24 protein-coding genes are annotated in these 23,321 nt (G+C 72.5%); 3 read left to right on the top strand and 21 right to left on the bottom strand.

All coding sequences use genetic code 11. The features are described from left to right. Window positions 1–90: 90 nt before the first annotated feature. The 3 genes from ACUY4T_RS05300 to ACUY4T_RS05310 are packed head-to-tail and all read right to left on the bottom strand — an operon-like array spanning window position 91 to window position 2,529. On the bottom strand, window positions 91–909 hold the full coding sequence (locus ACUY4T_RS05300; protein ID WP_446017869.1) for a DivIVA domain-containing protein: 819 nt from the start codon (window positions 907–909) through the stop codon (window positions 91–93). After that, window positions 906–2,117 (bottom strand): globin domain-containing protein, encoded by a 1,212-nt coding sequence (locus tag ACUY4T_RS05305; protein WP_446017870.1) that lies wholly within the window; start codon window positions 2,115–2,117, stop codon window positions 906–908. The genes ACUY4T_RS05300 and ACUY4T_RS05305 overlap by 4 nt, the downstream gene beginning before the upstream one ends. A gap of 4 nt (window positions 2,118–2,121) precedes the next feature. Further along, window positions 2,122–2,529, bottom strand: a complete 408-nt coding sequence (locus ACUY4T_RS05310) for a group I truncated hemoglobin (RefSeq protein WP_446017871.1) — start codon at window positions 2,527–2,529, stop codon at window positions 2,122–2,124. Window positions 2,530–2,852: 323 nt separating this feature from the next. Between ACUY4T_RS05310 and ACUY4T_RS05315 the strand changes: the two genes are divergently transcribed. Together ACUY4T_RS05315 and ACUY4T_RS05320 are read left to right on the top strand one after the other, a co-directional pair. Further along, window positions 2,853–3,587 (top strand): DUF8692 domain-containing protein, encoded by a 735-nt coding sequence (locus ACUY4T_RS05315; RefSeq protein ID WP_446017872.1) that lies wholly within the window; start codon window positions 2,853–2,855, stop codon window positions 3,585–3,587. 133 nt (window positions 3,588–3,720) lie between these two features. After that, window positions 3,721–5,109 (top strand): PxKF domain-containing protein, encoded by a 1,389-nt coding sequence (locus ACUY4T_RS05320; protein ID WP_446017873.1) that lies wholly within the window; start codon window positions 3,721–3,723, stop codon window positions 5,107–5,109. A gap of 65 nt (window positions 5,110–5,174) precedes the next feature. Here ACUY4T_RS05320 and ACUY4T_RS05325 read toward each other — a convergent pair whose 3' ends face one another. The 10 genes from ACUY4T_RS05325 to ACUY4T_RS05370 form a co-directional block, all read right to left on the bottom strand. Next, window positions 5,175–5,930 (bottom strand): hypothetical protein, encoded by a 756-nt coding sequence (locus ACUY4T_RS05325; RefSeq protein ID WP_446017874.1) that lies wholly within the window; start codon window positions 5,928–5,930, stop codon window positions 5,175–5,177. Between the two features lies 1 nt (window position 5,931). Further along, window positions 5,932–6,591 carry an RNA polymerase sigma factor gene (locus ACUY4T_RS05330; RefSeq protein ID WP_446017875.1) on the bottom strand — a complete coding sequence of 220 codons (660 nt, stop codon included), beginning with the start codon at window positions 6,589–6,591 and terminating at the stop codon, window positions 5,932–5,934. An 80-nt stretch (window positions 6,592–6,671) separates the two neighbouring features. Next, window positions 6,672–6,935 carry a hypothetical protein gene (locus ACUY4T_RS05335; protein ID WP_446017876.1) on the bottom strand — a complete coding sequence of 88 codons (264 nt, stop codon included), beginning with the start codon at window positions 6,933–6,935 and terminating at the stop codon, window positions 6,672–6,674. A gap of 163 nt (window positions 6,936–7,098) precedes the next feature. Beyond that, window positions 7,099–7,260: a DUF8730 family Cys-rich protein gene (locus tag ACUY4T_RS05340; RefSeq protein WP_446017877.1), complete on the bottom strand. Its 162-nt coding sequence runs from the start codon at window positions 7,258–7,260 to the stop codon at window positions 7,099–7,101. 38 nt (window positions 7,261–7,298) lie between these two features. Continuing rightward, window positions 7,299–7,424: a DUF8730 family Cys-rich protein gene (locus tag ACUY4T_RS05345; RefSeq protein ID WP_446017878.1), complete on the bottom strand. Its 126-nt coding sequence runs from the start codon at window positions 7,422–7,424 to the stop codon at window positions 7,299–7,301. 55 nt (window positions 7,425–7,479) lie between these two features. Next, entirely contained in the window at window positions 7,480–9,147 is a 1,668-nt protein-coding gene (locus ACUY4T_RS05350) for an FAD-dependent oxidoreductase (RefSeq protein ID WP_446017879.1), read from the bottom strand. Between the two features lie 109 nt (window positions 9,148–9,256). After that, complete coding sequence (locus ACUY4T_RS05355; protein WP_446017880.1) at window positions 9,257–9,640, bottom strand: SHOCT domain-containing protein; 384 nt, start codon at window positions 9,638–9,640, stop codon at window positions 9,257–9,259. 101 nt (window positions 9,641–9,741) lie between these two features. After that, window positions 9,742–11,241 carry a multicopper oxidase family protein gene (locus ACUY4T_RS05360; RefSeq protein WP_446017881.1) on the bottom strand — a complete coding sequence of 500 codons (1,500 nt, stop codon included), beginning with the start codon at window positions 11,239–11,241 and terminating at the stop codon, window positions 9,742–9,744. Continuing rightward, the gene (locus ACUY4T_RS05365; RefSeq protein ID WP_446017882.1) at window positions 11,234–11,422 is read right to left on the bottom strand and encodes a hypothetical protein; all 189 of its coding nucleotides are present in this window, start codon (window positions 11,420–11,422) and stop codon (window positions 11,234–11,236) included. The genes ACUY4T_RS05360 and ACUY4T_RS05365 overlap by 8 nt, the downstream gene beginning before the upstream one ends. 72 nt (window positions 11,423–11,494) lie before the next feature. After that, the gene (locus ACUY4T_RS05370; protein WP_446017883.1) at window positions 11,495–13,180 is read right to left on the bottom strand and encodes an ABC1 kinase family protein; all 1,686 of its coding nucleotides are present in this window, start codon (window positions 13,178–13,180) and stop codon (window positions 11,495–11,497) included. 152 nt (window positions 13,181–13,332) lie between these two features. Between ACUY4T_RS05370 and ACUY4T_RS05375 the strand changes: the two genes are divergently transcribed. Then, window positions 13,333–14,115, top strand: a complete 783-nt coding sequence (locus tag ACUY4T_RS05375; protein ID WP_446017884.1) for an SDR family oxidoreductase — start codon at window positions 13,333–13,335, stop codon at window positions 14,113–14,115. Here the strand turns inward: ACUY4T_RS05375 and ACUY4T_RS05380 are convergent, their stop codons facing one another. The 8 genes from ACUY4T_RS05380 to ACUY4T_RS05415 all read right to left on the bottom strand — a co-directional run bounded on the left by ACUY4T_RS05380 (window position 14,116) and on the right by ACUY4T_RS05415 (window position 23,287). Further along, complete coding sequence (locus ACUY4T_RS05380) at window positions 14,116–15,858, bottom strand: SulP family inorganic anion transporter (protein ID WP_446017885.1); 1,743 nt, start codon at window positions 15,856–15,858, stop codon at window positions 14,116–14,118. It lies immediately after the preceding gene. Window positions 15,859–15,862: 4 nt separating this feature from the next. Further along, window positions 15,863–16,579: a phosphatase PAP2 family protein gene (locus ACUY4T_RS05385; protein ID WP_446017886.1), complete on the bottom strand. Its 717-nt coding sequence runs from the start codon at window positions 16,577–16,579 to the stop codon at window positions 15,863–15,865. Beyond that, entirely contained in the window at window positions 16,569–17,357 is a 789-nt protein-coding gene (locus tag ACUY4T_RS05390; protein ID WP_446017887.1) for a phosphatase PAP2 family protein, read from the bottom strand. Before ACUY4T_RS05390 ends, ACUY4T_RS05385 begins: the two co-directional genes overlap by 11 nt. Before the next feature lie 106 nt (window positions 17,358–17,463). Next, the gene (locus ACUY4T_RS05395) at window positions 17,464–17,631 is read right to left on the bottom strand and encodes a methionine/alanine import family NSS transporter small subunit (protein WP_446017888.1); all 168 of its coding nucleotides are present in this window, start codon (window positions 17,629–17,631) and stop codon (window positions 17,464–17,466) included. Continuing rightward, complete coding sequence (locus tag ACUY4T_RS05400) at window positions 17,628–19,223, bottom strand: sodium-dependent transporter (RefSeq protein WP_446017889.1); 1,596 nt, start codon at window positions 19,221–19,223, stop codon at window positions 17,628–17,630. Before ACUY4T_RS05400 ends, ACUY4T_RS05395 begins: the two co-directional genes overlap by 4 nt. A gap of 92 nt (window positions 19,224–19,315) precedes the next feature. Beyond that, the gene (locus ACUY4T_RS05405) at window positions 19,316–20,752 is read right to left on the bottom strand and encodes a DUF2252 domain-containing protein (RefSeq protein ID WP_446017890.1); all 1,437 of its coding nucleotides are present in this window, start codon (window positions 20,750–20,752) and stop codon (window positions 19,316–19,318) included. Continuing rightward, on the bottom strand, window positions 20,749–22,473 hold the full coding sequence (locus tag ACUY4T_RS05410) for an MFS transporter (protein ID WP_446017891.1): 1,725 nt from the start codon (window positions 22,471–22,473) through the stop codon (window positions 20,749–20,751). The genes ACUY4T_RS05405 and ACUY4T_RS05410 overlap by 4 nt, the downstream gene beginning before the upstream one ends. Further along, window positions 22,448–23,287, bottom strand: coding sequence for a class II glutamine amidotransferase (locus ACUY4T_RS05415; RefSeq protein WP_446017893.1), 840 nt, complete (start codon window positions 23,285–23,287; stop codon window positions 22,448–22,450). Before ACUY4T_RS05415 ends, ACUY4T_RS05410 begins: the two co-directional genes overlap by 26 nt. Window positions 23,288–23,321 lie beyond the last annotated feature (34 nt).

Genomic DNA, 23,321 nt, shown 5'->3' on the forward strand with positions numbered 1-23,321 from the left:
GGAGTCGCGATGCAGTTCGGACGCTACTCCCCGGGGTCACCCGACGCTTCCCCCGTTCGGGGGCGCTTCACGCGCCGCGGCGCCGGGCGGTCAGACGGGGATGGTGGGCTGCCACTGCGGCTCGCCCGCCGGCCCCTCCTCGCGCTCGCGTTCGCGGTCGCGTCGCCGCACCGGCTCGGGCTGCTCCGGCTGCGATCGGCCGGCTTCCTGCGGCTGGGCCGGAGGCTCGGCGTCGACGGCTGCGGCCAGCTGCGGCTGCGGCTGCGGCTGCGGCTGCGGCTGCGGCTGCGGCAGGGTGCCGAGGCGGTCCACCTGCTCGGTGAGCGCGTCGAGCACCGAGCGGAGCTGGATCTGCGCGACCTGCGCGTAGGTGCGCACGTACTCGATCTCGGGGATGGCGGGGCCCGCCGCCTGCGCGGCCGGCAGCGTCGCGGTCGCCTGGCTGGCAGTGCTCTCGGCGCGCTCGAGGATCTCGCGGTACTGGTTGCGTGCGGTCAGCACCAGGTCGCGGGCGTACTGCTCGGCGTCGGCGATCGCCTTGTCGGCGATGAGCTGCGCCTGGGTCAGCAGGCCGACCGCGCCGGAGGTGATCTCCTCCTCCGACTTCGCGCCGATGCCGGAACCGGGCGCCGCGTCACCGTCGCGCAGTCGAGCGGTCTCGGCCCTGAGCGAGGCGATCTCCTGCCGGGCGTCGCTCGACGCCGACTGGACGAGCGCGATCGCCTGCGCGAGGTCGCGCATGAAGTTGTCGACCTCGAGGCGGTCGTACGCGCCGCCCCGGATCTTCATGGTGAACTCCACCGAACGCGTGTCCGGCAGGCGGCTCACCGCGTGCGCCAGGGCGTTCTCGGGTGCGGTCCCGGGCGGGGTGTCGGCGAGGATGTCGGGGTCGTTCTCGTGCTGCGTCATGCGTGGTCCCCCTGTTCGCGCTGCGGCAGCCCGGCGGGCTGCAGGTCTTGGGTGTGGTGGTGCAGGGCATGACTGTCTTCGTCGAGCGTCGCGTACTGCTCGAAGCGCACGTCGGTGTGCGCGATCCCCGCGGCCCGCAGACGGCCGACGGCGTGCCAGACCATCGCCGGCGATCCGCACACCAGGGCCAGCCGGCCCTGCAGGGACTCGGACTCGGCCGCTGCGGCATCGCCGACCAGGCCCCTCCGCCCGTCGTGGAACGGGTCGTCGGAGACGACCGGCGTGTAGGTGAACCAGGGCCGGCCCGCGAGGTTCCGGAGCAGTCGATCCTCGTAGAGGCCCGACGGGAGCCGCGCACCGTGGAAGAGGTGCACGTTCGGCGCGTGCCCCGTCGCCTTCCAGTCGTGGTCGATCCGCTCGAGGTGGGCGCGGAGCGGAGCCAGTCCGGTGCCGCCGGCGACCATGACGAGGTCGCGCCGTCGTTCCGCCTCGTCGAGCACGAGCTCCTGGCCGACGGGCGCACCGAGTCGCACGACCTCCCCCGCGGCGAGGTCGCGCACGACCGTGCTGCTGACCTGGCCGCCGGGCACGAGCTGCACGTGGAACTCGATCGTGCCGTCGGCGCGCGGCGCGTTGGCCGGGCTGAGGTAGCGCCACAGGCGCGGACGCGCGGGCACCTCCACCGCGACCGACTGCCCCGGCTCGAAGGACAGCTCGGGCTCGGGCCGCACCTGGATGACGGCGATGTCGAGCCCGCGCCGCTCCACGGCGACCACCCGCGCCGACCACGACGCCGGGCTGGTGCGCTCGGAGGCCTCCGCCGCCTCGACCATGACCGACGCGATCACGCCGTAGGCGGCGGCCCAGTCACCGGCGAGCTCCTCGGTCCACAGCGCGCCGAGGAAGTGCTCGAGGGTCGCCAGGAGCGACGCGCCGACCGCGTCGTAGTGCTGGGCGATGACCTCGAAGCGCCGGTGGTCGCGGCCGAGCTGCTGGATGAACGCCGTCACCTCGCCGAGCTGGTCGACGTTCGACACGATCCGGCCCAGCGCACCGACCAGGCGGTCGCGCTGGGTCGCCATCGAGACGGGGAACATGTCGCGCAGTTCGGGGTGCGACAGGAACAGGTGGGAGTAGAAGTACAGCGGCACCTCGTCGCCGAGGCTCTCGGCCGCCGACCACGTCTCCTTGAGTGCGGCGGTGTTCACCGGCTCACCCGGCGAGGGTCTTCGCCTCGACGATGTCGGGCTCCGTGCCGGCGATCGTGCCCACCACCCGGTCGATGATGGGCTGCTCGACACCGGCTTCGATGAGCGCGGTGACCAGGTGGACCGCGACGGCGCCGAAGTCCTCGCTCGTGATGCCCATGCCGGAGTGCGCGGCGCGGAGCTCCCGCCCCTCGTACGCGACCGGGCCGCCCATCACCTGCGAGACGAGGGCGACCTGGTGCCGCTTCAGGCGGACCATCTCGACCTCGTCGAAGTAGCCGCGCAGGCGGTCGTCGCCGACCACGAGCTCGTAGAAGCGGTCGACCACGGCGGTGATCGCCGGGGCGCCGCCGACGGCGGCGTAGTCGCTGGGGGTGTTCGGGTCGAGCTGCTCGTCGCGCACGGTCGTCATGAGCTGGTCCATTCTCTGGCAGGGCAGGGACTTCCCTTTCTTAGCAGAGTCGGCTGGGCCCGCGGTATCGCCGCGCGCGCCGTCCTGCGTCGAACACGGCGAACGGATGGCGCGGCGCGGCGCTTCGGGTAGACTGTGTCGATTCCGCCTGCATCCCGAGCAGGCGGCCCGGGCAGGTGCCCCGCTCGCCCCGTCCTCCCCGCGACGGCGCGATGCCCGCCCGCAGCATCCTCCCGGCGCGCGTTCCGACGCACCGCCCGAGCTCCGCCGTGCTGCGACCGGTCGCGCCAGGCCGAACGCCCCCGAACCGAAGAGAGAGCCCCGTGTCCCCGAACCCCACCCGCAACACCGGCCTCGCGGCATCCGCCGTGCGCCTCGCGAGGGCCTACGCCCGCGCCGCGGACCGCACGCCGCCGCTCGGGTACGTGGCGGCCGTCGTCCCCGTCGCCTTCGTGATCGTCGTCGTCGCGACGCAGCCGTGGGTGCCGCCGACCGACCTGATTCGCGACAGCCAGGTGGTGGCGGTGCTGCGCGGCTCGTCGAGCACCCTGCACGGCCTCGTCTCGAACCTGGGGATCCTCGCGATCACTGTCGCCGCGGGCGCCGCCTTCGTCGGTGCCGCCGCAGCCCCACGCCGGGTGCACCGGCTCCGCCGGGCACTCGCCTGGGGCGGCGCGCTCAGCCTGGCGTTCGCGCTCGACGACCTGCTCCTCCTGCACGAGACCGCGACGTTCGCCTCGTGGGTGCCGAAGCTCATCGCCGCGGCCTATGCGGCGGCGTTCGGCGCGTACGTCTGGCGGTTCCGCGCGGTCGTGCTCCGGCACCTCGACGTGGGGCTGCTGACGCTCGCGATCCTCGCGTTCGGGATGTCGGCGATCGTCGACGTGCTCGCGGAGCCGGCCACCGTCGCATCGGTGCTCGCGGAAGACGGAGCCAAGCTGCTCGGTCTCGCGGCGTGGGCGGCGTTCCTGATCCGCGGCGCGCTCACGGCGCTGCGCGTGTCGTCGTCGACCGACGTCGCGGTCGCATCGGATCGGGCACCTGGCCTTCGAGGCTGACCGCCGGCACGCCCACCCGCGCTGGCACCCGCTTGGGGGGATACCCCGGCTGATCGCGGCGGGACTAGCGTGTTCCCGCCACGCACACGCATGCGCCCGCATGATCCGGCGTCGGCCTGGAAAGGGGGCGTCCATGCGACGCTGGGGGAAGCTCGTGATCGGAGTAGCGGCGTCGGCCGCGCTCATCCTGGGAGGCACGGTCGCGTACGCCGACGACCTCGCGCTCGACTACGACGACCTCGTCGTCGAGGACGGCGTGACCTACCTCGACTTCGGCGACGTCGAGTGCGACGTGGAGGCGACGCGCGACGTCGACATGGTCGTCGAGCGCAACGCCAACCTGAACTCCGGTCGGGTGTACCAGAGCGGCAGCACGATCGCGTTCTCGCTGGTGTCGGTCGCCGCCACCGTCGATTCCGGCGTGGCGGTGGGGGCGTCGGCTCCGGCACCGTCGACGGTGACCCTGTCGTCGACGTGGGCATCGCAGCCGGCCGGATCCGACTGGGAGAGCGCGCCGGCCTCCTCGACGATCTCAGTGAAGTCGGCCGTGGAGGGCCCGGACAGCGCGGTCGTGACGTACCGGGCGTCCGGAACCGTGACGACGGGCGCGACCCTCACGCAGACCAAGTCGGTCAACGTGCGCTGGAACGTCCTCTCCTGCGACAGCGGCCCCGAGGACACCACCCCGCCGGTGGTCGTGCTCACCTGCCCGACCGACCCGGTGCTGCTCGGCCAGCCCGCGTCCGCGACCTGGGAGGCGACCGACGAGACCGGCTTCGCCGACGGCACGGAGACCAGCGGCTCGATCGACCTCGACACCTCGGCCTACGGTGCCGCGACCGCGTCACTGCCGGCCGGGTTCATCGCCGACGCCGCCGGCAACCAGTCAGAGGCCACCTCGTGCGACTACTTCGTGACCGAGAACACGCCCCCGGTCGTGACCCTCGTCTGCCCCACGGCGCCGATCATCCTCGGAACGCCGGCCTCGGCGACGTGGACCGCTGAGGACCCGATGCCGGGTTCGGGCATCGACGCCGGCGTCTACGCGGTGAGCGGATCGGTGACGCTCGACACCTCCAGCGTCGGTGCGAAGACCGCGAGCGTCGCTGCGGGCACGGTGGTCGACATCGCCGGGAACGCGTCGCTCGAGGCCACATGCGGCTACTCCGTGGTCTTCGACTTCGACGGATTCTTCCGTCCGGTCGACATGGACATGGTGAACTCGGTGAAGGCCGGCAGCGCCGTGCCGATCAAGTTCAGCCTCGGCGGCGACCAGGGGCTCGACATCATCGCCGCCGGCTACCCGAAGGTGCAGCGCTACAGCTGCAGCGCGCTCACCAACGTGGACGCCATCGAGGAGACGGTGAACGCGGGCGGCAGCAGCCTCAGCTACGACCCGGTCGCCGACCAGTACGTCTACGTCTGGAAGACCGAGAAGAGCTGGGCCGGAAGCTGCGGCACCCTCACGCTGAAGCTCGTCGACGGCACGGAGCACACCGCGAACTTCCAGTTCAAGAAGTGAGCGACCCCGCCTGAACGACGTGGGCCCCAGCCGAACGGCTGGGGCCCACGTCGTTCAGAGTCGGGTCAGTGCCCGGCGCCGTCCTTGGCGTCGCCCGCCTTCTCGTCGGCGGTCTCGGCGCCGCGGTCGCCGGCGTCCGTCGACTGCTCGGCGCCGCCACCGGCCGCGCCGTCGGAGGCCTCCGCACCGGTCGAGGCCTTCTCCTCCGCGGTCTCGAGGCCGGCGCCGGCCTTCTCGCCCGCCGTCTCGAGGCCCTGCTGCGCCTGCTCGGCCGCCTTCTCGAGGCCTGCCTCGCGGTGCTCCTCGCCGTTCTGGCGCGCCTCCTCGGCGGTCTCGAGGCCCTTCTCGCTGTGCTCCAGACCCGACTCGCTCACGTGCTCGCCGCCGGGGTGGGCGCCGGTCACCTGCTCGAACATCACCTGGGCCGGCTCCGGCAGCGCGCCCACGGCGCCTGCGGCGCCTGCGCCGCCCACGCCGACGGCTGCCGCCGCCGACGCGGCGATCGCGATCTTGCCTGCGAGGCCGAGGCCCGCGAACCACTCGAATGCCACTCGTCTTCTCCTGCTTCTCGGCGCCGTCGATCGCATCGACAGGGTCGGCGCCGCGTTCGGGTGCTCTTCCGGGGGATACGAGATGCCCGACAACCGTTCGAGGTCGAGCCGGGACGCCACCGCGGGGCTGGGCCGCGGTGGCGTCCCGAAAGAGGACCGCCGGAACTCGGCGACGGCCGCAGCGAGGGGGAACAGCTCCTCGCGGGCGTGGGGGGTGCGCCCGCCGAGCAGGGCCGCTGCCTCGTCGTCGGTGATCCGTCGGTTCTCCATCTCACTCCCTGTCATCGCCGGACGCGGCTCGAGGGGTACGGGCCCGCGCGAATCTCCTGCGCAGCGCGTCGAGCGCCCGCCGCTGGAGCGCCTTCACTGCACCCGGTCGCTTCCCGAGCACCTCGGCGACCTGCTCCACGGTGAGGTCCGCGACGATGCGGAGCACCATCACGTCGCGCTGGTCGGGTGAGAGCCCGTCGAGCAGGTCGAACGCGGCGGCGTCGCCGAGGCTGCGCAGGGCGTCCTCCTCGGCGCTCGGCACCTGTCGGGGATCGGTCTCCGCCGACCAGGGCTCGTGCACGCCTCGACGCCCGCGGCGGCGCAGTTCATCGGTGAGACGCCGGTAGGCGATGGTGTAGACGAAGGAGCGGAACTCGGCCTCTCCACCCTCGAAGGCGCCGAGTCGATCGAACACGGTGAGGAAGACCTCGCTCGTGAGGTCGTCGGGCTCGAGCGACCCGCGCGCCCGCAGGAAGGCCGCGACGCCCGGCGCGTAGGCCGCCCAGAGTTCGGTGCACGCCCAGCGGGCTCCGGCCCGGGCGGCCGCGAGGATCGACGCGAAGGCGTCGGGCGCGGCCGTTCGAGGACTCGCAGCCCGATGCAGGCGCGCGGTCCCGCCGAGGCCGGATGGCGCAGCGGCGGCGGACTCGTGGTCGGACACCCGAGGGAGTGTAGGCCCGCAGCGGAGTCACCGCCGCCGGTCATCCACAGGCGCCGTCCGCTGGGCGCCGCGAACCGATCTCAGGCGCCCGCGAACGCGTCGAGCGCGTGGACCGCGCCCGCCCGGTAGCTCTCCCAGTCGCGGTTGGACCCGGCGCCGGGGAGCACGCGCGACGTCCAGTCGGCCGACAGCTCGCGGGCGAGCCCGGCCGCGGTCGCGGCATCCGTCTCTGCGCCGACGCGCCGCATCAGCTCGCCGAGGGCGGCGACGCGGCCCTCGTGGTACTTGCCGGCCGGATAGGAGCGGCCGTCCTTCGCGAGCGCGCACGACGTGGCGTCGCCCATCGTCGCCGACCATGCCTGCACGGCCTCGGCTCGCGCCGCGCGCACGCGGTCGCGAGCGGCGCCCGGCGGCAGCGACGAAGGAGGACCCTGCTCACCGGGGTGTCGGGGTCCGACATCCCGGCCCGCGGCCGGATCCTCCTCCATCGTCGATCGCCTCAGCAGGTCAGCGCCCGAACAGGCGGGCGAAGAAGCCCGTCGACGGCTCGTTCTCGTGCCCGGCGCACCGGTCGGTGCGGGGCACGCCGCGCATGACCTGGTCGACGTGCTGGCCGCAACCGGCCCAGGTGGTCTTGCCGCACTTGCGGCAGGTGACGGCTCGGCACATGGTGTGTCTCCTCGTGGTGGGGGTCGGGTCGCGGGGGCTCAGCGACGGTGGTCGCCGTCGCACCACTGCTCGGCGGGCACGTAGGCCTTGACGTCCTCGACGTGCTGGCCGCAGCCGGCCCAGGTGGTCTTGCCGCAGACATCGCAGGTGACGGGGCTGCACATGGTGGTTCTCCTTTGAGTGTGGATGGTTCGTTGGTCGGTGGTCGCCGACGCGGCGTCAGGCCGCGGCGCGGTCGGCGTCGGCGACGAGCTCGCGTGCGTCGACGCCGGCCTTCCAGGTGAGGTAGCCGCCGTCGAGGTTGACGGCGTCCCGGCCGTGCTGCGCGAGCAGGCGCACGGCGGTGTGGCCGCGCTGGCCGACCTTGCAGTGCACGATGAGCCGGCCCTGGGGCAGCTCGTCGAGGCGGTCGCGCAGCTCGTCGAGCGGGATCCGCAGCGAGCCGGGGATGGCGCCGCCGGCGACCTCGCCCGGGGTCCGGATGTCGAGGACCGTCGCGCCCGCGTCGACCGCCGCGTCGACCTCGTGCCACTGGATCGACGGGGTGAGCCCGTCGGCCGCGTTCATGGCGACGTAGCCGAGCATGTTGACCGGGTCCTTCGCCGACGAGTACTGCGGTGCGTAGGCGAGCTCGAGCTCGGCGAGCTCGGAGGCGGTGAGGCCGCCGGCCATCGCGGTCGCGATGACGTCGATGCGCTTGTCGACGCCGTCTCCGCCGACGCCCTGGGCGCCGAGGATGGCGTCGGTCTCGGCGTCGACCAGGAGCTTCAGCGACATGGTCTCGGCGCCGGGGTAGTAGCCCGTGTGCGAGGCGGGGTGGGTGTGGAACACCCGGATGTCGCGGCCGCGCGCGCGCAGCAGCTTCTCGTTCCATCCGGTCGCGGCGACGGTGAGGCCCATGACGCCGACGACGGCCGTGCCGAGCGCGTCGCGCACGCGGATGTCGCGCCCGGTGATGGCGTCGGCCGCGAGCCGGCCGTGGCGGTTCGCGAGGCCCGCGAGCGCCACGATCCGGTGCTCGCCCGTGATCGCGTCGACCTTCTCGACGGCGTCGCCGATGGCCCAGATGTGCGGGTCGCTCGTGCGCAGCCGGTCGTCGACGCGGATGCCGCCGCGTTCGCCCAGCTCGAGTCCGGCGGATGCCGCGAGCGAGGTCTCGGGGCGGACGCCCACCGATCCGAGCACGAACTCGGCGGGGACGACGGAGCCGTCGTCGAGCGTCGCGGTGTCGGGTCCGATCGCGACGACCTTCGTGCCGAGGCGTACGTCGACGCCGCGGTCGACGAGGCGCTGGGCGACGGGACCGGCCATCTCGGGGTCGACGGGCGGCAGCACCTGGTCGGCGAGCTCGACGAGGGTGACGTCGAGGCCGCGGTGCACCAGGTTCTCCACCATCTCGAGGCCGATGAACCCGGCGCCGATGACGAGGGCGTTGCGCGGTGCGGTCTCGAGCCGCTCCATGGCGGCGTCGACGTCGTCGATGTTCCAGAGGGTGAGCATCCGCTCGCCGCCCTGCATGGGCGGGCGGATCGGCGTCGAGCCGGGCGAGAGCACGAGCGCGTCGTAGGCAAGCACGGTCTCGTCGCCGGTCGAGAGGTCGCGCGCGGTGACGGTGCGCGCCTCGCGGTCGATCGCGACGGCCTCGGTGCGGACGCGCACGTCGAGGCCGAAGCGGCTGCCGAGCGACTCGGGCGTCTGGAGCAGCAGGCTGGAGCGCTTCTCGATCACGCCGCCGAGGTAGTACGGCAGGCCGCAGTTGGCGAACGAGACGTAGCCTCCGCGCTCGAGGACGATGATCTCGGCGTGCTCGTCGAGGCGACGGAGGCGGGTCGCGGCGGACATGCCGCCGGCCACGCCGCCGATGATGAGGTACCGCTTGGAAGTCATGCACCCATGGTACGAATACCCCCGGGGTATTGTCAAAACGTCACGCGGCCGACTCCCAGGCAGACGACGACGGCTCGGCGGACCCGGTCGAGCCGCACCCGCGGCGGCCTCAGAACCTCGCGCCCGTCGCCTTGGCCTTGATCGCCTCGAACTCCCCGTCCGTGATGACGCCCTGGTCGCGCAGCGCCTGGGCCTTCGCGATCTCCGCCGCCGGATCGGCGAACGAGATGCTCCGGTACTCCTCCGCCGTCCGGCTCTCGTACTCGACCGGCCTCCGGGCCGACCGCGCGGCCATCCCGCTGCCGCGGGCGATGAGGTACACGAGCCCCGTGATCCACGGCAGGAACACGAGGAAGACGATCCACACTGCCTTCAGCCATCCGTTGAGCGCATGGTCGCGGAAGATGTCGATCACGATGTAGACGAGCACCATGAGGTACGCCACGTAGGCGAACGTCCAGAAGAAGAACCAGATCCAGCCCCACAGGTCCACGAGACGCCCCCTTCGTCACGCCGCCGCACCGACGACGAGGCCGACGCTACTCCGCGCGCGGCGAGGGCGGACGGACCGATGGTCCCGTGTCCCGCCCGAGGTCAGCCGACGCGGATGATCCCCATCATGCCCAGGTCCTCGTGGTCGAGGATGTGGCAGTGGTACACGGTGCGGCCCGTGATGCCCTCGAACGCGATGCGGACGACCACGCGCCCGAGGGCGGGCACGGGCACCACGTCGCGCACGTCCACGCGGTCCAGCGGGACCCCGTCGACCTCGACGAGCTGCATCGGCCACACGTGCAGGTGGAACGGATGGTCCATCGTGCTCGTGTTCACGATCGTCCACTCCTCGATCGCGCCCGCGTCGACCTCGATGTCGGTGCGGTCGTGATCGAAGGCCTGCCCGTCGATCGTGAAGGCCATGCCGCCGCCCATCCCCATGCCGCCCATCGCGAGCGTCAGGGTCCGGCGGCCCGTCACCGACTCGGCGCGGAGGTCGCGTGGCGCGGGCACCGACGGCAGCGACCCGCCGGGCGCGGACGCCGCGCCGGCGACCGTGAGCCGGACCAGGTCCGCACCCTCCGTCGCGCTCGGCGGCGCGCCCATCATCCCCATCCGTCCGCGGTCGAACGGCAGCGTCCGCAGCACCGACTCGCCCTCGACGAGCTCGACGAGCACGTCGGCGCGGTTGCCCGGGAGCAGCACGAACTCGTCGAGCTCGCGCGGCTCGGCGTACCTGGCGCCGTCGACGCCGAGCAGTGCCATCCGCTGGCCGTCGAGCCGGAGTCGGAGGTACCGGGACGTGCACGCGTTCACGATGCGCCATCGCTCGCGCGCTCCCGGGGCCGCGGCCATCGTCGGCAGCAGCCGCCCGTTCACGAGCACCAGGTCGCCCTCGCGCCCCAGCATCCGGTCGGAGCGGGTCGCCGCCGCCACCGCGCCGCTCGCGTCGAAGCGGATGTCGGCGACGACGAGCAGTCGCTCGCGCGCGACGGGCACCTCGTCGGCATCGTCCTCCACGATGATCGCGCCGTACAGGCCGCCGAACAGCTGGTCGGCGGTGGTGCCGTGGTGGTGCGGGTGGTACCAGAAGACGCCGGCCGGATGGTCGTCGCCGAGCCGGTAGTCGTAGTCGAAGCTCGTACCCGGCTCGATCATGGTGAACACGTTGTCGCTGTCGCCCTCCGGCGAGACCACCAGGCCGTGCGTGTGCAGGTTGGTCACCGCGCCGAGGTCGTTGCGGAGCCGGAGCGTGATGCGGTCGCCCGGCCGGACCCGCAGCGTCGGCCCGGGCATCGTGCCGTCGTAGGCGAGGACGCGGACCTCGGCGCCGCCGACGGTCGCCGTCGCGATCGCGGCCGCGAGCTCCAGGTCGAGCCGGCCGTCGGCGCTCGCCAGCACCTCGGGCTCGCCGAACGTCTCGCCGTCGGGCGCGTCCCCGGCATCCGTCTCCGGAACCGTCGTCGCACCGTCGGGCGGCACGGCCGGCCCGTCCGACGTGAGGTTCCACAGGGCCACGCCCCCGCCGACCGCGACCGCAGCGGCACCGGCCGCGCCGGCGATCAGGACCGCGCGCCGGCTGAGGTCCGGGTCAGCCACCGAGCGCGACGAACAGGTCGTAGACCAGGAACGCCGGCCAGAACAGGCCCTGGAAGATCGCGCCGACGAACTCCCAGAAGCTGTCGGCCCGGGAGAAGAAGTAGAACCACGAGCCGATCATCGCGAGGAAGTAGACCCCGCCGCCGCCGGCCACCCCTGCGTTCGAACCCCGGTCGCCCATGTCGCACCTCCGCGACCGACGGTACGCCGCGGCGTCCGTCGCCGAGGGGCCGAAGGACCCTCGGGCCCGGGCTCAGCGCGGGCGGCGCCGCCGCCTCGCCGCCGTGTACGCCAGGTACCCGCCCAGCGTGCCGATGACCCCGAGCCCGGTGCCGAGCAGCGTGCCCTCCCACCGGCGGAACCGACGCTCGCTCGTCACGATGCCGCCGACTCCGGTGATGAGCGCCGCGCTGATCATCCCCGCCACGAGCCGGTTGCCGATCCGCTCGGCACGGCCCATCAGCGGCTCGAGCTCGGCCGCCCGCAGGTGCACCTGCAGTCCGCTGCCGTCGGCGGAGTCGACGAGCCGGCGCAGCACCCCGGGCGCGACGAGGGCGAGCTCACCCAGGTCGACCCCCGCCCGGACGATCCGGCGCGCGATGGCGGTCGCGGTCAGCCGCTCACGCGCCAGCCGCTCGGCGTAGGGCTCCAGCGACTCGCCCAGGCGGAAGTCGGGATCGAGGCGCAGCGCGAGCCCCTCGATGAGCAGCAGCGCCTTGAACAGCAGGGCCATCTCGCGCGGCAGCCGCAGGCGGTTGGCACGGAGGATCGCGAACAGGTCGGCGATCATCCGCGCGAAGGGCGTCTCCCTGAGCGAGCGCATCCGGTACTTGGCGAGGAACACGCGGAGGTCCTCGCGCAGCATCTCGCGGTCGATCGTCGCCGTCCCGACCGACATGCTCGTCAGCGCGCCCGTGAGGAGCGCGGCGTCGCTGCGCACCAGCGCCACGAACAGGCTGCTGAGCTGCCCGCGCAGCTCCTCGCCGATCGCGCCGACCATGCCGAAGTCGATGAGCGCGATGGTGCCGTCGTCGTGGATGAACAGGTTGCCGGGGTGCAGGTCGGCGTGGAAGAAGCGGTCCTCGAAGGTCATCTGCAGCACGATCTCGGCGCCGCGGCGCGCGACGTGCTTGCGGTCGACCCCGGCCGCGTCGAGCGCCTCCGCGTCGCCGACGTTCATGCCGCCCATCCGCTCGAGCGTGAGCACGCGCGAGGTCGTGTGCTCCCAGAACACCCGCGGGATGATGACGTCGTCGGCGTCGGCGAAGCTCTCGGCGAAGTGCTCCGCGTTGCGCCCCTCCTGCAGGTAGTCGAGCTCGGCGCGGAGGGTCTGCGCGAACTCGTCCACGATGCCCGGCGCGTCGAACTCCCGCGCCGGCCCCCAGTTGCGGGCGGCCCGCGCGGCGAGGTTCTGCAGGATCTCGAGGTCCTCGAGCACGCGCGCCACCGCGCCCGGACGGCGCACCTTTACGACGACCGCCGTGCCGTCGGCCAGCTTCGCCGTGTGGGCCTGCCCGATCGACGCGGAGGCGAGCGGTCGGTCGTCGAACTCGGCGAAGACGTCCTCCGGCTCCGCGCCGAGCTCCCGGCGGATGACGGCACGGATGTCGGCGGCGGGCACCGGCGGCGCGGCATCCTGCAGCTTCGCGAGCTCGTCGACGTAGGCCGGCGGCAGGAGGTCGGACCGCGTCGACAGCAGCTGCCCGAGCTTGATGAACGTCGGGCCGAGCTCCTCGAACGCCAGGCGCAGGTGCTCCGGCGAGGTCTCCCCCACGGCCGCCGCATCGCGGTCCCGATCGTCGCTGCGGCCGGACGAGGCGCGCCGGAAGGGCACGAGCCGGCCGACCCCGAGCAACCCGACCAGGAACCCGAGGCTGTGCCGGCGCAGCGTGCCCGCGATCTCCCGGTATCGCGCGCTGTGGCCGTTCCCCTCCCCCATGACTCCAACGTGGCACATCCCGGCGCACCGCACACCCCCGGCGCACCATCCCGCGGGCCCAAGGACCCGCGACCGCCCGGCGATCAGGGACAGAGTGGCATCCGGACGAGCGCGAGCGCTGCGTCCCCGAACCCGACCTCGAGGAGGACCCCATGGCCCGCACGTACGTCATCACCGGTGCCGCGAGCGGGATCGGCAAGGCGACGGCCGAGCTGCTCGTCGAGCGCGGACACCGCGTCATCGGCGTCGATCTCGCCGGGACCGACGTGAACGTCGACCTGTCGACGGCGGACGGCCGAGCCGACCTCGTCGAACGCGTCCGCGAGGAGAGCGGCGGAACGATCGACGCGGTCATCGCCAACGCCGGCCTCGCCACCCCCACCGCGAAGACCGTCGCCGTGAACTACTTCGGCGCGGTCGCGACCCTCGAGGGACTGCGTCCCCTGCTCGCCGGCTCGCCGGCGCCCCGAGCCGTCGCGACGGTCTCGATGGCGTCGCTCTTCCCGGGCGACGACGCGCTCACCGAGGCGCTGCTGGCCGGCGACGAGGAGGCGGCGATGGCGCGCGGCGCCGAGCTCGAGGCATCGGCTCCCGAGGTCGCCAACCAGATCTACGCCACGACCAAGGCGGCGCTCTCGAGGTGGATCCGCCGCAACGCGGCCACGCCGGAATGGGCCGGCGCCGGCATCCCGCTGAACGCCATCGCCCCGGGCGTCGTGGTCACGCCGATGACGACCGAGTACACGAGCACCGAGGAGGCCAGGCGCGCCATCCTGGAGATGGTGCCGATGCCGCTCGGCGGGATCTTCCAGCCGCGCGACGCCGCCTACCTGCTCGCGTGGCTGACGAGCGAGGAGAACGCGCACCTGTGCGGCCAGGTCATCTTCATCGACGGCGGATCGGACGTGGTGATCCGGGGCGACTCGACCTGGTGATCACCCCGCCCCGTCCCGGTCGTCCCGGACCGGCGGCTCCGCCTCCCACTTGGTGCCCTCGAGGTCGCCGCGCAGCGTGCCGGTGACGTCGTCGACGGCGGCGCCGACGGTCGGCGCGAACCGGTCCGGCGTGAACCGGTCGAGCAGTCCGTAGTCGCGCAGCACGTCGACGACCGGGTCCTTCATCTCGGCGATGACCATCCGGATGCCGCGCGCCGTCAGCCAGTCGTCGAGCTCGACGAGCTCGTCGGCGGCGGTGGTGTCGACGTCGGTGATGGGCTCGGCGGCCAGGATCACGGTGCGCACGTCCGGCCCCGCGGCCTCGACGCGCGACCGGACGAAGTCGTCGAACAGCCCGCCGTTGGCGAAGAACAGTGGCGCGTCGAAGCGCACGATCACGACGCCCGGGATCCGCGCCCCCCGGGGGTACCGCGAGAGGTCGTGGTACCCCCGGAGCCCGGTCACCCGCCCGAGCTCGGCGCGGTAGGGCCGCCACGAGTGGTTCACGAACGCCAGGAGGGACAGCCCGATGGTGACCGCGATGCCCTCGAGCACGCCGAAGACGAACACCCCGACGAACGCCGCCGCCGACAGCGCGGCGTCGACGCGGTCCATCCGCGCCAGGCGCAGGAATCCCGTCACGTCGACGAGGCGCGATGCGGCCATGATCACCACGGCCGCCAGGGTCGCCGACGGCAGGAACTCCGTGAGCCCGGGAGTCAGCAGCATGAAGAGCACGATGAGCGCGGCGCCCACGACCCCCGTCAGCTGCGACTTCGAGCCCGCCTGCTCCGCGACCGGGGTCCGCGACGCCGACGCCGAGACCGGGAAGCCGCCGAAGAGGCCGCCGGCGAGGTTCGCCGCGCCGATCGCGCCCATCTCGCGGCTGCCGCTCACGGTCTCGCCGCGACGTGCGGCGAGGGTGCGCGAGAGCACCGCCGAGTCGGTGAACGCGACGAGCGCGATGCCTGCGGCGGGCAGCGCGAGGGCCGCGACGTCCGACCACTCGAGGCCCCCGAGCGCCGGCGCCGGCAGGCCCTGCGGAAGGGCGCCAACGACGGGGAGCTCGTCCGAGAGGCCGAGCATCGCCGTGAGCGCGATGGCTCCGACCACCGCGGCGAGCACGCCGGGGACGCGCGAGCGAACGACGGCCAGCACCACGATCACCGCGAGCGACCCCAGGCCGAACGCGAGCGCGAGCGGCTGCACCTGCCCGCCGGTGATCCCCAGCCAGACCGCCGCGACCTCGCCGGCCGGCGACTCGGCGTCGCTCGAGAACCCGAGCAGCGTGGGCAGCTGGGAGATGATGACGATCAGGGCGACCGCGTTGAGGTAGCCGACGCGGATCGGCTTCGACAGCAGGTCGGTCACGAACCCGAGGCGCAGGATGCCGCCGAGGAGCAGGATCGCGCCCACCATCAGCGCGAGCAGTCCGGCGAGCGCGACGGCGCGGTCGTCGTCGCCCAGCGCGAGCGGCAGGATCGCCGCGGCGATGATCGGTGCGAGCGCCGAATCGGGGCCGAGGACCAGGATCCGCGACGGGCCGACCACGGCGTAGACGATGAGGGGCACGATCGTCGCGTACAGTCCCGTCTCCGGCGGCAGCCCGGCGACCTGGGCGTAGCCCATGCCCGCCGGGATCAGCAGTGCCGTGACGACGATGCCCGCACGCAGGTCGGGCCACAGCCACGCGCGGCGATAGCGCCGCGCCGTCTCGATGCCGGGCGGGAGCCACCGCGGCATCCGATCACCCACCGTGGGTGCGCTCGATCCTCCGCCACGGCGGCGGGTGCGGCATCCGGTTCTCGCGGTACAGCTTCTCGGCGAACGGGGCCCAGACGATCACGGCGGCACCGGCGCCGAGCAGCATCCCGCCGATCACGTCGGACACCCAGTGGGCTCCGAGGTACATGCGACTGGCCATCATGATCACCGCATACGCGGCGCCCGCCACCCACACCCACGTGCGCATGAAGGTCAGCCCGAACGCCGTCGCCATGACGGCGGCGTTCGACGCATGGCCCGAGGGGAACGAACCGAAGTCGGGGGTCACGAGGATGTCCTCCGGCCGCACCCTGCCGACGAGGACCTTGACGACCTGCGTGAGCAGGCCGCTCGCCGCGATCGCGGCGACGAAGTACCCGGCACCCCACGGGCGGCGCCAGAGCACGAGCGCGACGACCACGATCGCCGGGATCACGAAGCTCGAGACGAGCCCGCTCCCGAGCCAGTCGAACCCCAGCGCGACGGACGTGACCAGGGGCGTGCGTGCGTCCACGATCGCGCCCATCAACGCGGACTCGAAGGCGAACGGTTCCCTCGCCTGGTTGATGACGATGACGACGCCGACCGCGGCCACCACGGCGAGCGCGATGACGCCCGTCCACGCCCACGGCCGACGGCTGACGCGCAGCGGCGCCGGTGCGCGGTTCGCCTGCCCCGGTTCCGCCTCGTCAGTGCTCATCGCGGCCCCACGCCTCCGGCCGCGCATCGGATTCCCTGACCTGCTCGGGCGATCCGACCCGGACGGTGCGCCACGTGTCGACCGCGATGACGACGCCGAGCACCACCAGCGACAGGAAGATCGAGCCGAGCGCGTCGGTCGGCCAGTGGTAGCCGAGGTAGATGCGGCACGCCGCGGTCAGCAGCACGATGAACGCCGCGGCGACGAAGGCGAGCGCCGTGATGATCGGGCGCCGGTGCCGGGAGAACACGAGGTACGTGCCGATGAAGAAGAAGTCGGCGACGCCCATGACGTGCCCCGACGGGAAGGAGGAGGTCTCGTCGATGCCGATCATCATCTCCTCGACGGGCGGGCGGTCCCGGGCGATGACCGGCGCGAGCACCTGCACCATGATCACGCCGAGGATCATGCCGCCGGCCAGCAGTATCGGCCGCCAGGCGTGCTTGGCCAGCACGCCCCACGTGACCGTGGTCACGAGGATGATGATGGGCATCACGATCGGGCCGAACACGATCGTCAGCACCGTCATCAGCACGGTGAGCCACTCGTCGCGGCCCGACTCGAGCCAGGTCTCGATCGGCTCGTCGATGTAGGAGAGGTCGTCGGCCTCGAGGACCGAATCGAGGACGATCAGGAAACCCGTGAGCCCGACGACGGCGAGCACGGCCGCGGTGAGGTACAGGTTGCGGCGAGCCGCAGCCGAGAGGAAGCGATGCTCGACCATGAAGCGGTCGTGGAACCTGCGCAGCCGGCCGCTGCGCTCCTTGGTCTCGGTCATCCCGGATCCTCCTTCGCCCTCCGCGCTGCGGATGCATCACAGTATCGCCCGGGTCCGCCGCCGAGGGCGAGCCGGACCCGCCCCCTTGACGCGGCGGCGACGGCCGTCAGGTGTCGCGCTCGACGGGCGCGACGTCCTCCCGGTGGTCGTCCTCGCCGCCCGCGGGGAAGTCATGACGGTCGGGCCGGCGCGCGAGGTAGAGCACGCTCACGGTGAACCCGCCCCAGACGAGCACGATCGCGAGGACCAGGAAGAAGATCGCGGTGGCGGTCATCGCCGTCCTCCTTCAGTCGAGGCGGCCGCGTGATGCGGCGGGGAGTGGTCGGGCAGCGGCGGCCACGCGCGGAACGCGTCGGGGCTCTGGCGCCACGGCAGCACGGTGAGCAGGAGCGCCCCGACGGCGATCGCGACGACCGCCCCCCAGCCGAGCGCGAGCAGGTACCAACCCGGGTAGTCCGCGTAGCCGTCCACGATGAGCGAGATGATCCGCGAGATGAGCATGTAGCCGAGGATCACCGGGGCGAGGATGCCGGCGAGCACCGTCCAGATCCCGCCGACCCGGAAGGTCGACACACTGTTCAGGTGGTAGCGCAGCTCCGGGCCCTTGCGCAGCACCCAGAACGCGAACACGCTCGCGAGGATCGCCGAGAGCACGATGCCGATGTTGTTCGCCCAGTTGTCGACCGTGTCGAGGGCGAGGAGGCCGGTGGTCGTCGAGAACAGCAGGATCGACAGCACCGCGGCGACCCCGCCCACCCGGACGGCCGCCTGCCGCGGCGAGAGTCCGAACTTCTCCTGGAAGCCCGCCGAGACCACCTGCAGCACCGACAGCAGCGACGTGAAGCCGGCCATCGCGAGCGACCCGAAGAACAGGATGCCGAAGATGGGTCCGCCGGGCATCTGCGAGACGATCGCCGGGAACGTGATGAACGACAGCCCGACGCCCGTGAGGCCCTCGAGCTCCGCGACATCCACGCCCTGCTGGAAGGCGAAGAAGCCGAGCGTCGCGAACACGCCGATGCCCGCGAGGATCTCGAACGACGAGTTCGCGAACGCCACCACGAGCCCCGGCGTCGTCAGGTTCGAACGCCGGCGGCGGTATGACGCGTACGTGATCATGATGCCGAACGCGATCGAGAGCGAGAAGAAGATCTGGCTGTACGCAGCGATCCACACGTTCGGATCGGCCAGCGCCGGGAAGTCGGGGGTGAACAGCGCGTTGAGCCCGTCGGCCGCGCCGTCGAGGAACAGCGCGCGCACCACGAGCGCCGCGAAGGCCACGACGAGCAGCGGCAGGAAGATCACGTTCACCCGCTGCACGCCGCGCGCGACGCCGAAGGCGAGCACCACGATCACGGCCACCCAGATCAGCGCGAGCGGGATCAGCACGCTCGGCACGAACGTCAGGCTGAAGCCTGGGTCGCTGGTCTGCAGGAAGTCGCCGACGAGGAACCCGGCCGTGTCGTCGCCCCAGCGCAGGTCGAACGAGAAGACGAAGTAGCTGACCGCCCAGGCGATCACCACCGTGTAGTACAGGGCGATGACGAAGCAGATGACGACCTGGAACCATCCCAGCGCCTCGAGCGCCCGGCCCTTCTCGCCGCCGAGCCGCCGGAACGCCGTCGGCGCCGCGCCGCGGAAGCGGTGCCCGACGGCGTAATCGAGGAACAGGATCGGGATGCCCGCGGTCAGCAGCGCCACGAGGTACGGGATGAGGAACGCCCCGCCGCCGTTCTCGTACGCGACCCCCGGGAAGCGCCAGATGTTGCCCAGGCCCACCGCCGAGCCGATCGCCGCCAGGATGAACCCCACCTGGCCGGTCCACTGCTCACGAGGTTGCCGGTGCTGACCGCCCGCTGCTGACATCGCGCCTCCCAGGGTCGCCGTCGACTGCCTGCACCGTACCAAGGGCGGGGCGGATGCCGCAGCATCCGCCGCACGATCGCGTCGTCGCCGGCTCAGCCGAGATCGGCGGCGACGAGTCGACCGGATGCCACGGCATCGCGGAACGCCGCGTAGTCGCGCTCGTTCTGGTCGGCGTAGTCCGACGCGAACCGGGCGATCGCCTGGTCGAAGCGATCCGAGCCGCCGAGGTAGGCGGAGATCGCCACGCGGTCGCCGGCGCGGGCGTGGGCGCGGGCGAGGGTCTCGCCGCAGGCACGGGCGTACATCTCGGCCCCCTTGGGAAGCATGACCTCGATGTCGGCCGACCCCTTCCAGTCGTTGAGCTGGCGCAGGTAGAAGTCGCGCTCGACCCCGTCGGGGGCGAGGACGCGCTGCCAGCCGAGGAAGAGGTCGCTCGCCGCCTGCATGAGCCGCTGCCCGCGCACGACGCGTTCCCCGTGGTTGTCGTAGCGGCTCTCCGGCAGGAACCGTTCGAGCACCGACGCCTCGGCCTGCTTCGCCTGGAGGATGAGCGGATCCGCGTCGTCGCGGCCGCGGAGCAGCACGATCCAGGCCCTGGTGCCGACGCTGCCGACGCCGACGACCTTCCGGGCGAGGTGGACGTACCGGAACTCCTCGATAGGGTGGCGCTCGAGCGGGAGCGTGGACCGGTACTCGCGCAGCATCCGCCGCATCCACTCCTCGACCTGCTCGCCCGTTCCCGGCTCCAGCCCGAGGTCCTCGATGGCAACCACGAGTGGCGGATCCGACCGGATCCGCATCCGCCCGCCGTCGACCTCGACGAGCTTCGTGAACGCGCGGACGCTGTCGCGCGTGCGCGCCTTCGCGAGCGCGGCCTCCGTCCGCTTCACCTGCTTGCCGCCGACCCGGTTCGCTTCGCGCTCCTCGCGGACCCACTCCTCCATCCGCGCGGCATCGAGTCGGTCGTACCAGGCCTCGAGCACGCCGGCCTCGGCGGCCAGCCGCATCCGCTCGCGGTAGCCGCGCACGGCCTCGAGCACGACGTTCCGGCGCACGGCCGCATCGAACCCCCGATGCCGCCCGGCGACCTCGAAGCTCGCCGCGAGGCGCTTCACGTCCCACTCCCACGGCCCGGGTAGCGTCTCGTCGAAGTCGTTGATGTCGAAGATCAGCGCGCGCTCGGGGGTGGCGAACACCCCGAAGTTCGACAGGTGCGCGTCGCCGCAGATCTGCGCGGTGAGTCCCGAGGCGGGCGTCCCGGCCAGGTCGGCGGCCATGATCAGGGCCGCGCCGCGGTAGAACGTGAACGGCGACACGAGCATGCGCGCGTAGCGGATCGGGACCAGCTCGGGCACCCTCGTGACCGCCTGCTCCTCGAGCAGCGAGACGGGGTCGGGGCGATCCGGCGGCGGTGCCCATCCGGCGTGCGACGACCGGGGCACGCGACGGCGCGCCTCGCGGCCCGCCTCCGCGCGTGCGGGGAAGTCGTCGCGGTCTGCGGCGTCGAAGACGTCGTCGGGATCGGTCACGGTGCCGCCTCCTCAGCTTCGGGGCGCTCGGCCCTGCGCCGCCCTCCTGCGCGCTCCGGCACGTCGGCCGGGATGCCCGACGAGAACGCGAGGGCGCCGAGCGCGATGGCGATGAGCCCGACGAAGGCGATGCGGAGCGCCTGCACCTGCGCGTCGGCGTAGGCCTGCTGGAGCTCCGATGCGTCGTCCTCCGACAGTCCGGCGTCCTCGCCGATCTGCTGCACCGACGACGCCGGCACCAGTTCGACGCCGCCCTCGGTGGCCGCCGCGACCTCCTGCCTGACGTCGTACGGCAGGGCGCTCGACGCGACCGTGCCGGCGAACGCGGTCGCGAGGGCGCCGATCAGGATCGATCCGATGAGCGCGGTGCCGAGCGACGAACCGAGGTTCTGGAACACGCCCTGCATGCCGCCGACCTCGCTCGACTTCTCGACGCCGACGCTCGACATGTTGACGTTGCCGAGCTGCGACGCGAGCAGGCCGAGCGCGGCGCCCGCCGTGAACATGCCGACGCCGAACGCCGGCGACCTGAGCTCGGCATCGACCGAGGCGAGCAGCACCACGGCGGATGCCGCGAGGACGAGCTGGCCGATCCGCACGATCGTGCGCGGCGACCACAGCGACGAGAGCCGCGTGCCGGCGAACGAGAAGAGGATGAGCGAGACCGACAGCGGGAAGATCTTGAGCCCGGTCTGGAGCGCGTCGAGGCCCAGCGTCATCTGGAGGTACACGGGGATCATGAAGAACACGCCGGCGGTGACGGCGTACTGCGCGCCGAGCGCGCCGAGGCCGCTGCGCAGGCGCCGGATCGACAGCAGCGTCACGTCGAGCAGCGGCGCGCGGCCCGCATCGACGAGACGGCGCTGCCGGCGGACGAACCACGCCAGCACCGCGACGCCGCCGAGGACGAACCAGGTGGTGAGCGAGATCCCGAACGGCGCGATCGGGTACCCGTTCACCTCGGGGGATTGGAGCGGCACGATCCAGCCCCAGGTCTTGCTCTGCAGCAGCCCGAGCACCACGAGCACCAGGCCGGCCGAGGACAGCAGCACGCTGACCAGGTCGATGCGCACCCGCAGGGGCGGATGCCGGTCCACGATCCGCCGCGCAAACAGCACGACGACCGCCATCACGACCACTTCGCCGACGAACACGTAGCGCCACGAGAGGTAGGTCGTCAGGTAGCCCCCGATGAGCGGCCCCGCGGCGACCGCCGCCCCGGATGCCGCCCCGATCATGGCGTACGCCGTGACCCGCGCCCTCCCCCGGTAGTTGTCGGCGATGAGCGCGGCGATCGCCGGGATCACGAGGACCGCGCCCATGCCCTCGACCACCGACCAGCCGAGGAACAGGACGACGATGTTCGGGCTGAGCGCGGTCGTGAGCGACCCGAGGGCGTACACGATGGCACCGATCACGAACGCGCGCAGCCGGCCCAGGACGTCGCCGAGCTTCGCGCCGACGAGCATGAGGGCCGCCATCGTGAGCGTGTAGAAGGTGATCGCGGCCTGCATCGCGGCCACGGTCGTGCCGAGGTCGTCGACCACCTGCGAGATCGACACGTTCATGACGGTGCTGTCGAGCACCATCACGAACTGCGCGGCCGAAAGCGCGATGACGACCGTCCACGAGGCGTTCGCGGCATCCGTCGCGCCGTCGTCCCCGGACCCGGTCGCGGGCGCCCGCGACGGTGCGTCAGGCGGCGGATCGGAAGGGCTCATGGTGGTATCCCCCTCGGTCGAGGACGGCGATGGTCGACTCCGGTACCTCGAGGAATACCCCCGGCAGGTCGTTCAGCGGCTCCGACACGACGACGTGCGCGTGTTCGCCGAACTGGGCGAGCCGCTCGGCGTCCGGGTACATCGAGCGGATGGTGGGGATGTCGGCGGAGTGGAACAGGGTGCGCGACCGGCCTTGGCTGGAGTACCGCAGCGCCCAGATCGTGGCGCCGTCGGCGACCGCGATCGTGCCCTGCATCGGGAACAGGATGCCGTGCTCGCGCCCCACCCGCTCGACGTGGTCGATCGCCGCGGTGAGCCCCTGCACGGGGTCGTCGGCCAGGCCGAAGGTGATCGCGAGGTGGAAGAGCACCTCGGAATCGGTCGTGCCGTGCACCAGCGGGTAGAGCGACGGGTCGATCGCGAAGGTGAGGTCGCGCTTGACCTTGGCGAACTCCGCGAGGAAGCCGTTGTGCATGAACAGCCAGTTCTCCCAGCGGAACGGATGGCAGTTGGTGCGCTGGATCGGCGGACCCGCGGCGGCCCGCACGTGGCTGAAGAACAGCGGGCTCTCGATCGCGCGGGCGAGCTCGCGGACGTTCTCGTCGTTCCACGCGGGCTCCACGCTGTGGAACACGGCCGGGATGCTGCCGGCCACCGCGCCCGGCGGATACCAGCCGATGCCGAAGCCGTCGCCGTTCACGGTCTCCGCGCCGAGCGGGGAGTCGAGCGACTGCGCGACCAGCGAGTGGGTGGCGTCGAGGAGCACCGTCGACGTGCGCAGCGGCTCGCCCGAGTACGCCAGCCATCGGCACATGGCCGCCTCCTCCGCCACGCCGTCGCGCGGCACC

The sequence above is a fragment of the Agromyces arachidis genome, from assembly GCF_052805135.1.

What these genes read in the sequence shown, in the direction of transcription:
- ACUY4T_RS05385 (WP_446017886.1), bottom strand. Translation starts at nt 16,579, where the DNA reads ATGAGCACTGACGAGGCGGAACCGGGGCAGGCGAACCGCGCACCGGCG.
- ACUY4T_RS05365 (WP_446017882.1), bottom strand. Translation starts at nt 11,422, where the DNA reads ATGGGCGACCGGGGTTCGAACGCAGGGGTGGCCGGCGGCGGCGGGGTC.
- ACUY4T_RS05325 (WP_446017874.1), bottom strand. Translation starts at nt 5,930, where the DNA reads ATGGAGAACCGACGGATCACCGACGACGAGGCAGCGGCCCTGCTCGGC.
- ACUY4T_RS05380 (WP_446017885.1), bottom strand. Translation starts at nt 15,858, where the DNA reads ATGCCGCGGTGGCTCCCGCCCGGCATCGAGACGGCGCGGCGCTATCGC.
- ACUY4T_RS05350 (WP_446017879.1), bottom strand. Translation starts at nt 9,147, where the DNA reads ATGACTTCCAAGCGGTACCTCATCATCGGCGGCGTGGCCGGCGGCATG.
- ACUY4T_RS05370 (WP_446017883.1), bottom strand. Translation starts at nt 13,180, where the DNA reads ATGGGGGAGGGGAACGGCCACAGCGCGCGATACCGGGAGATCGCGGGC.
- ACUY4T_RS05335 (WP_446017876.1), bottom strand. Translation starts at nt 6,935, where the DNA reads ATGGGCGACGCCACGTCGTGCGCGCTCGCGAAGGACGGCCGCTCCTAT.
- ACUY4T_RS05310 (WP_446017871.1), bottom strand. Translation starts at nt 2,529, where the DNA reads ATGACGACCGTGCGCGACGAGCAGCTCGACCCGAACACCCCCAGCGAC.
- ACUY4T_RS05400 (WP_446017889.1), bottom strand. Translation starts at nt 19,223, where the DNA reads ATGTCAGCAGCGGGCGGTCAGCACCGGCAACCTCGTGAGCAGTGGACC.
- ACUY4T_RS05410 (WP_446017891.1), bottom strand. Translation starts at nt 22,473, where the DNA reads ATGAGCCCTTCCGATCCGCCGCCTGACGCACCGTCGCGGGCGCCCGCG.
- ACUY4T_RS05300 (WP_446017869.1), bottom strand. Translation starts at nt 909, where the DNA reads ATGACGCAGCACGAGAACGACCCCGACATCCTCGCCGACACCCCGCCC.
- ACUY4T_RS05340 (WP_446017877.1), bottom strand. Translation starts at nt 7,260, where the DNA reads ATGTGCCGAGCCGTCACCTGCCGCAAGTGCGGCAAGACCACCTGGGCC.
- ACUY4T_RS05395 (WP_446017888.1), bottom strand. Translation starts at nt 17,631, where the DNA reads ATGACCGCCACCGCGATCTTCTTCCTGGTCCTCGCGATCGTGCTCGTC.
- ACUY4T_RS05345 (WP_446017878.1), bottom strand. Translation starts at nt 7,424, where the DNA reads ATGTGCAGCCCCGTCACCTGCGATGTCTGCGGCAAGACCACCTGGGCC.
- ACUY4T_RS05415 (WP_446017893.1), bottom strand. Translation starts at nt 23,287, where the DNA reads ATGTGCCGATGGCTGGCGTACTCGGGCGAGCCGCTGCGCACGTCGACG.
- ACUY4T_RS05375 (WP_446017884.1), top strand. Translation starts at nt 13,333, where the DNA reads ATGGCCCGCACGTACGTCATCACCGGTGCCGCGAGCGGGATCGGCAAG.
- ACUY4T_RS05390 (WP_446017887.1), bottom strand. Translation starts at nt 17,357, where the DNA reads ATGACCGAGACCAAGGAGCGCAGCGGCCGGCTGCGCAGGTTCCACGAC.
- ACUY4T_RS05320 (WP_446017873.1), top strand. Translation starts at nt 3,721, where the DNA reads ATGCGACGCTGGGGGAAGCTCGTGATCGGAGTAGCGGCGTCGGCCGCG.